General features: G+C 44.0%; 6 protein-coding genes. 5 read left to right on the plus strand and 1 reads right to left on the minus strand.

What is annotated here, in order from left to right; translation table 11 throughout:
• Window positions 1-147 precede the first annotated feature (147 nt).
• The gene (locus H6S82_RS11585) at window positions 148-1,746 is read left to right on the plus strand and encodes an alkaline phosphatase D family protein (RefSeq protein ID WP_190474407.1); all 1,599 of its coding nucleotides are present in this window, start codon (window positions 148-150) and stop codon (window positions 1,744-1,746) included.
• 133 nt (window positions 1,747-1,879) lie between these two features.
• Window positions 1,880-2,104, plus strand: a complete 225-nt coding sequence (locus H6S82_RS11590; protein ID WP_190474410.1) for a DUF4327 family protein — start codon at window positions 1,880-1,882, stop codon at window positions 2,102-2,104.
• 418 nt (window positions 2,105-2,522) lie between these two features.
• On the opposite strand, the gene H6S82_RS11595 is transcribed toward H6S82_RS11590, so the two are convergent.
• Window positions 2,523-3,815: an FGGY-family carbohydrate kinase gene (locus H6S82_RS11595; protein WP_190474412.1), complete on the minus strand. Its 1,293-nt coding sequence runs from the start codon at window positions 3,813-3,815 to the stop codon at window positions 2,523-2,525.
• A gap of 57 nt (window positions 3,816-3,872) precedes the next feature.
• Between H6S82_RS11595 and H6S82_RS11600 the strand changes: the two genes are divergently transcribed.
• The 3 genes from H6S82_RS11600 to H6S82_RS11610 all read left to right on the plus strand — a co-directional run.
• Complete coding sequence (locus tag H6S82_RS11600; RefSeq protein WP_190474414.1) at window positions 3,873-5,027, plus strand: DUF3419 family protein; 1,155 nt, start codon at window positions 3,873-3,875, stop codon at window positions 5,025-5,027.
• A gap of 86 nt (window positions 5,028-5,113) precedes the next feature.
• Entirely contained in the window at window positions 5,114-6,055 is a 942-nt protein-coding gene (locus tag H6S82_RS11605; RefSeq protein WP_190474416.1) for a GNAT family N-acetyltransferase, read from the plus strand.
• A gap of 52 nt (window positions 6,056-6,107) precedes the next feature.
• On the plus strand, window positions 6,108-7,680 hold a 1,573-nt coding region (locus H6S82_RS11610), incomplete at its 3' end, for an AMP-binding protein (RefSeq protein WP_191056243.1).

Below are 7,680 nucleotides of genomic sequence, written 5' to 3' on the forward strand. Positions count from 1 at the left end.
TTTACGATTTTAGATTTATTCCACGCCACTTGCGGGTGGGGCATGAACCCAAAATTTCTTTTAATCCAAAATCCAAAATCCAAAATCTAAAATTTCTAGTCAAAAGTCAAAAGTCAAAACAAAAAGCGTTCTGGGGAAAACGCGATCGTGCAAAACAAACCTTCACAGCGGTTAAGTCGCCGCCAATTCCTGCTAAATTCAGCACTTACAGCTGGCGGTATCGTCGCCGGCAACACATTTTCCAAATCCGGATTAGCACAAGCGTCCGGTATCGTCACATCGGAAAAAATGCGTCCCCAAATCCCCCACGGTGTCGCCAGCGGCGATATCAGCGGTAACAGCGCCACGATTTGGAGTAAATGCGATCGACCCGCACGCATGATAGTCGAATATTCCACCAACGAATCTTTCCGCAACGCGCAAAGAATTGTCGGATCGGCTGCTTTGGAAAACACCGATTACACAGCGCGACTTTACCTTGACGATTTACCCACAAATCAACAAATATTCTATCGCGTTCTATTTGAAGATTTAGCTTATCCAAACACCTACAGCGCCCCCGTTCCCGGCACTTTTCGCACCCCACCAACAGGTAATCGCGATATCTTTTTCGCTTGGTCTGGTTGCAGTGTCGGTCAAGGTTGGGGTATAAATCCAGATTGGGGCGGTATCAAAATATATGAAACTATTAGAAAGCTGAATCCAGACTTTTTTATTCACTCCGGTGATAACGTCTACAGCGATAACCCCATCCTATCGGAAGTAAAACTAGATAACGGCAAAATCTGGAAAAACATCACCACACTAGAAAAGTCAAAAGTTTCGGAAACTTTAGCCGAGTTTCGCGGGAATTACATCTATAACTTATTGGACGAAAACGTGCGCCGCTTCAACGCACAAGTGCCGTTGTTGGTGCAGTGGGATGACCACGAAACGCGCAACAACTGGTATCCGGGACAGATGCTTAATGAGGACGATCGCTATCAACTGGTGAAAAGCTGCGATCTCTTATCTGCAAGGGCGAAACGAGCATTCTTTGAGTATCTGCCAATTCGCTACGATGCCAACGATCCAGAGCGAATTTACCGCGCTTTTAATTATGGATCGAACTTGGATATTTTTATGCTCGACGAACGCAGTTATCGCGGGCAAAATACAGCCAATCGTCAACAGGTAGCCAGTGCAGAAACAGCATTTTTAGGTAGTACGCAAGTACGTTGGCTAAAAAATAAATTACTTGCCTCCAAAGCCACTTGGAAAGTAATAGCTAGCGATATGCCAATTGGCATTATCGTTCGCGACGGTCAAACCGCTTTTGAAAACTTCGCCAATGGTGATGGCCCCCCATTGGGACGCGAATTAGAAATTGCCGACTTGTTGCGTTTTATCAAACAAAATAATATCAAAAATATAGTTTGGCTCACATCAGATTTGCATTATTGTGTAGCCAGCTATTACGACCCATCAAAAGCTCAGTTTGCTGACTTCAAACCTTTCTGGGAGTTTGCTGCTGGGCCACTGCACGGCGGCACTTATGGGCCACAACCAATTGACAACACCTTTGGCCCCCAAGTGAAATACGAAAGTGCCCCAGCCGGGATGAAACAAAATCTTCCTCCTTTAGAGGGATTGCTATTTTTTGGCACTGTAAAAATAGACAGCGGTACGCAAAGAATGACTGTTGCTTTTATCGACGTAGAAGGGAAAATAGTTTACCGCGTTGAGTTGCAGCCAGAGTCTGACTGATTTTTACGGTAGATTTCAATATTTTACTTTTTTTATCTTTTTTGAGATGGACTGAGTTAACGTCTCCGGAAAAGACGATCATGGAAACATAATCGAAATTTCTATTTAGCAAAAAACTGGGTGGAGCAAGGCAATGATTACTTCTAGCGTTCATTACTCGATAGACGTTATTAAAGACGAAGCTCGCGAACTTGTACACAAAGGACTTGTTAGCCGTCAGCAACCTATCTATGCGCTTTGTCAGTACATTAGACCGGGTGAATGGCAATGCGTTGAGTTCGAGTTAGAGGATAGAGGCTTTTTACTAAGGGATCGCATTTGCGATTTGGTGGGTTGCGAAAAATGGAACGATGATTAATATCGCTTCTGTTCGCTTTTGGGTTATCCGGTTTTCGTGGTAATCATAAGAACTTATTTAATCGTAGGGTGAGAGATTGTATGGGCGATGTGTTCAACACTTTCAACCAATAATTAAGTTCCCGTGCTGTAACCCACTATTTCACTACTTGTAACATAGACTCAGATCTTGCACCTGAGCTAAAAACCGGGTTTCTTGCAAATAGCTAAACCTGAAAGCCTAGATTTTTCGTAAAGCAACCCGGTTTTTCAGGTCTTGAATTACCCCTACAGTCATAGCGTTTGATATTGTGTCCGGTTGCATCGGTAGTATATGAGTGATGCTCTCATATTGTCTGTTGGAATTGAGGGTTAAATTTTTACCGCAGATGTAGGCAGATAAACGCAGATAAACGCAGATAAGAGAGAGGTTTTCATCATCAATTTGAAACTCCTCGCATCGCCAATAGTGCTGTACCGTAAGCAGCGGCTGTGTTTACTGGTGGTAAGATAGGTACTTGTAAGTAACGGTGGCGAATTTTTGTCCAAGTGGGATTTTTCGCACCGCCGCCAGCTGTGTAAACGCGAGTTAAAGGAGTTGCACCAAATTGTTGCAATAACTGATAACCGCGTGTTTCAATGCGGGCGATACTTGCCAATAAACCGTGCAGAAATTCGACTGGATTTTCGGGACGCGGTTCGAGTCTTGGCGGTAAGTTGGGGTCGTTGATGGGGAAGCGATCGCCTGCTTTCAATAAAGGATAATAATCAAGTAAACTCTCTTTTTTTGCATCTATCTCGCGGCTGAGATTTTCTAATTCAGTATCGGTAAAAAATTGCCGCAATACCGCGCCTCCAGTGTTAGAAGCACCGCCAACTAACCATAAATTTCCTAACCTATGACTGTAAATTCCATATTTTGCATCATCTACGCGAGTGCTACTCAATAGCTTGATTACCAAAGTAGAACCTAAAGATGTACTAGCTTCACCGGGAGATGTCGCACCGCTGGCGAGAAATGCCGCGATACTATCAGTTGTCCCCGCACAAACTACACAATTTCGTTTTAAACCCAAATTATTAGCTATTTCGGTTGTTACTTCACAAATAGGAGTTCCCGGCGCGATGACTGAGGGTAATTGAATCGATATTTCCAGATTTTCTAGCCATTTGGGATAACAAAGTTGCTCGACATCGTAACCGAGTTTCAAAGCATTGTGATAGTCTGTTATTCCCAATCTTCTATGTAAGAGAAATGCCAACCAATCTGCTTGATGGAGAAAATATTTCGCATTTGCAAACACAGGTTGCTGAGTCCACCACAAGAGTTTTGCCAGTGAGGAAGTCGCACTGATTACTGTATGATTTGGCGGTGCAATTTCTCTCACCTTATCCATCACTTCTATACCCCGCGCATCGTTATATAAAATCGGTTCATCGATTGGATTTCCAGCAGTATCGCACAGCAACACAGTGGAAGAAGTGCCGTTGATGGAAATAGCTTTGATTTGCGATCGCACTTGTGAGGGAATCTCTTGGATGAGAAAGAATAAAGCTTGCTGCCAAATTTTTGCTAAATTATCTTGTGGCGCAGAATTATCTTGTGGCGCAGGCGTCCCCGCCTGCGACTCATCAAAAGCATATTGCGTTTCAGATTGGATAATTCCTTCTCGGTTAATTGCGATCGCGCGTGCGCCAGATGTACCGAAATCGATGCCCAGGTAAAGTTCCATAAGTGCCTAATAAATTTCTTCAACTATGATACAATTTGACTGTTATACTAATTACCAATGCCTAGTGAAATTGCGCTTGCTGCAAATTTTTCGGAAATCCGTTACGCCCAATGTTGGGAAGATGCCGATATTCTGCTATCTGCACTCGATATCCAAGCAGATTCTGTTTGTTTGTCGATCGCATCTGGTGGAGACAACACACTGGCGATGCTGAGTCGCAGTCCAAAACGAGTCATTGCTGTAGATTTGAGTCCAGCACAAATTGCTTGTTTGGAATTGCGAGTCGCAGCTTATCGCGAATTAACTCATCCAGAATTATTGGTGTTGATGGGGTCAAGGAATGACTTAGAAGAACCAAAAGAAAAGATATCTTTTTCTCCAACTTTTAACCTGCAAATCTCCAAAATCAGAACTCATCTGTACCGCCGCTGTCGATCGCACCTATCGCCAAACGTGCGCGAGTTTTGGGACGATCGTCTGAGTGCGATCGCTTCTGGTATCGGCGCATCTGGAAAATTTGAGCGATATTTGGCGCTGTTTCGCCGCTACATTCTACCCTTAATTCACAATCGAGACGATCTGATCGGTTTCCTTCAACTAGATACCCCCGAAGAACGACATATTTTTTACGAAAATCGTTGGAATAATTGGCGATGGCAGCTTTTATTTCGAGTTTTCTTCTCCCAGTTTGTGTTGGGACGATTGGGAACCGACCCCAGTTTTTTGAAGTATGCTAACATTAGTTTAGCAGAGCATCTCTTGGCACGCATCCGCCATGCTTTGATAACCCTCAATCCGGCGGAAAATCCCTATTTACACTGGACGATCTTCGGGCAGCATTTGCACGTACTTCCCTACGCTTTGCGTCCAGAAAATTTCGATTCAATCCGGACTAACCTCGATCGTTTGGAGTGGCGATGTACTGCTATTGAAGATTTTTTAGGTAATTGGGATGAAGATGTTATCGATCGCTTTAATTTGAGTAATATTTTTGAGTTTATGTCTTTGGATAACTACCGCGATTTGCTGAGACAAATAATGCGAGTTGGACGGCGCAAGGGAAGATTGGTATATTGGAATCGGTTAGTAGAACGTCGTCGCCCCGAATCGATGGCTGACTGCTTGCGATCGTTATCCAGTTTGGCTGAAGAATTATATCAAAAAGATAAAGTTTTCTTCTATAGAGACTTGATAGTAGAAGAAATTATTTAATCGAATTGGATGACTGGTGATGGGTGCAACTCAAAACTCCGACTTCTTGAAGAGTTCGGGGTGTTCAATTCCAGTAAAAAAGACAAATGAACAAAGAACAATTACTAATTAGCAACGATCGATTACCTACACCCGCTGATGCCCATTGGGTTTTAATTAGAAATGATAACAATATAGTAGGACGTTGTTCTCTGTGGTGGGAAAATACTCCACCTTACTTTAATCATCGCTTAGGATTAATCGGTCATTATACAGTTGAAGATGCCGCAGCAGCAGCTCGAATTCTGCAACACGCCTGCGAACAATTAGCCGCGTTTGGTTGTACAATGGTAGTTGCTCCCGTTGATGGCAATACTTGGCAAAGCTATCGACTCTTAACAGAACGAGGCGAACAACCGACTTTCTTTTTAGAACCTCATAATCCCGATGATTGGCATTGTCATTTTTTAGACCGAGGTTTTACAGCGCTGGCTCACTATACATCGGCTTTGAATACTAATTTAACTTATATCGACTCGCGTTTAGAGAGAGTGGCTGCGCGTTTGGAGGATGCAGGCGTGCAAATTCGATCGCTGAATTTGCAGCGTATGGAAGAGGAACTGCACCGCATTTATACGGTAGCGATCGCCAGCTTTCAAGGTAACTTTCTTTACACACCCGTTAAGGAAGAAGAATTTATCGCCCAGTACCTTCCCCTATTACCTTATTTAAAATCTGAGTTGATACTGATAGCAGAACACGATGGCAATCCAGTTGGCTTTTTGTTTGCCATACCCGACTGGTTGCAAGCTCAACGGGGAGAAACTATTAACACAATTATTATCAAAACCGTTGCCATTTTACCCAAACGCATCTATGCTGGACTTGGTAATTTATTAGTTGCCAAATGTCAGGCGATCGCACATCAATTAGGTTATAGTCGAGCTATTCACGCCTTGATGCACGATGCCAACCCTTCCCGCAATTTGAGCCGCCGTTACGCTCAAACTATACGCGGTTATACCCTCTTTGCCAAACAGTTAATTTAGTCAGTTGTCAGTTGTCAGTTGTTAGTTTATGGTTAATAGCCAACAATGAACAATGAACGATCGCCAACTATCCAACAACAATTATCACTTACCGACAACGAACATTGCAGCTATTTTGCACGATCGCGCTGTCAGCAGCCCTCTAGTACCAGCAATAATCGATACATATAAAAGTAGCAGTCGCATCACGAGTTTTGCCGAACTGGAACTGGCAGCCAGTCGCGCTTGTACCCTGCTGCGCCGCAGCGGTTTGCAGCCTGGAGATGCCGTGCTGGTGTTTTATCCCATGTCAGCAGAACTTTACGGGATAATGCTTGCCTTGTTCCGCCTGGGACTGGTGGCCATGTTCCTAGACCCAGGTGCTGGTAGAAAACACATAGAAAGATGTTGTAATTTACACCCACCTCAAGCATTTATCGGCAGTCCCAAAGCACACCTGTTGCGCTTGGTATCACCCGCGTTGCGTCGCATTCCGATTAAATTTGCGATCGGCTTTCCTGTTCCCGGCGCAATTTCTTTGCACAGCGGACGGCATTTACCGTTAGATCCGGAGATTGTGCGTTGCAACGCCGATACACCAGCTTTGCTCACATTTACCAGCGGTAGTACCGGACAGCCAAAAGCAGCGTTACGCACACATGGTTTTCTGATCGCTCAGTATCGCGCTTTGGCACAAACTTTGCAACCAACTCCAGAAACAATCGAACTGACTGCTTTACCTATTTTTGTGCTGGCAAATTTAGCTTCGGGGATGACAACATTAATTCCCAGAGGCGATTTGCGATTTCCGAGTGCGATCGTACCATCTCCGATAATTGCACAAATTCAAACTCACAAACCGAATCGAATATTAGCATCTCCCGCATTTTTAGAACGCTTAGCTGAATATTGCCTCAAACATCGTATTACCCTGCCTAGTATTGAGAAAATTTATAGCGGCGGTGCTGCTGTCATGCCAGGATCGATCGCACAATGGCAGCACATTTCTCCCCAAGCCGAATTCATCGTCGTCTACGGTTCCACCGAAGCCGAACCGATTGCCCACATTTCCGATCGCGACATCAAACACGAAGACATTGTTGCGACACTCAACGGACGCGGTTTGCTAGTAGGAAAACCCGTTTTTGCCATTCAATTAAAAATTATGTACCAACAATGGGGAAAACCTATTAATTCTTATTCTCGTGCCGAATTTGCCACAGCTTGCCTACCTCCCGAATCAACTGGAGAAATTGTTGTCAGCGGCAATCATGTTTTACCCAGCTATTTGCACGGACATGGCAACGAAGAAACTAAATTCAACGTAGACGGTACACCCTGGCATCGAACAGGCGACGCTGGTTATCTCGATTTGCAAGGTCGCTTGTGGTTATTAGGTCGCTGTCAAGCTTGCATCGAAGACGAATACGGTATCCTTTATCCGTTTGCCGTCGAAGCGGTAGTTCAATATTACCCCGGCATTCGTCGCGCTGCGGTTGTTTCTCATCAAGGACAGCGAATTTTAGTAATTGAATTAAACAATCGGCAAGCTCAAATTAACTTGACATCTTTGCAACAATCTCTAGCAAATTATCATATTCAAGCAATTAAGATATTTAAAAAGATTCCTGTAGACAAACGTCATA

The organism is Planktothrix sp. FACHB-1355, assembly GCF_014748295.1.
GTDB classification, from domain to species: domain Bacteria; phylum Cyanobacteriota; class Cyanobacteriia; order Cyanobacteriales; family Aerosakkonemataceae; genus Aerosakkonema; species Aerosakkonema funiforme_A.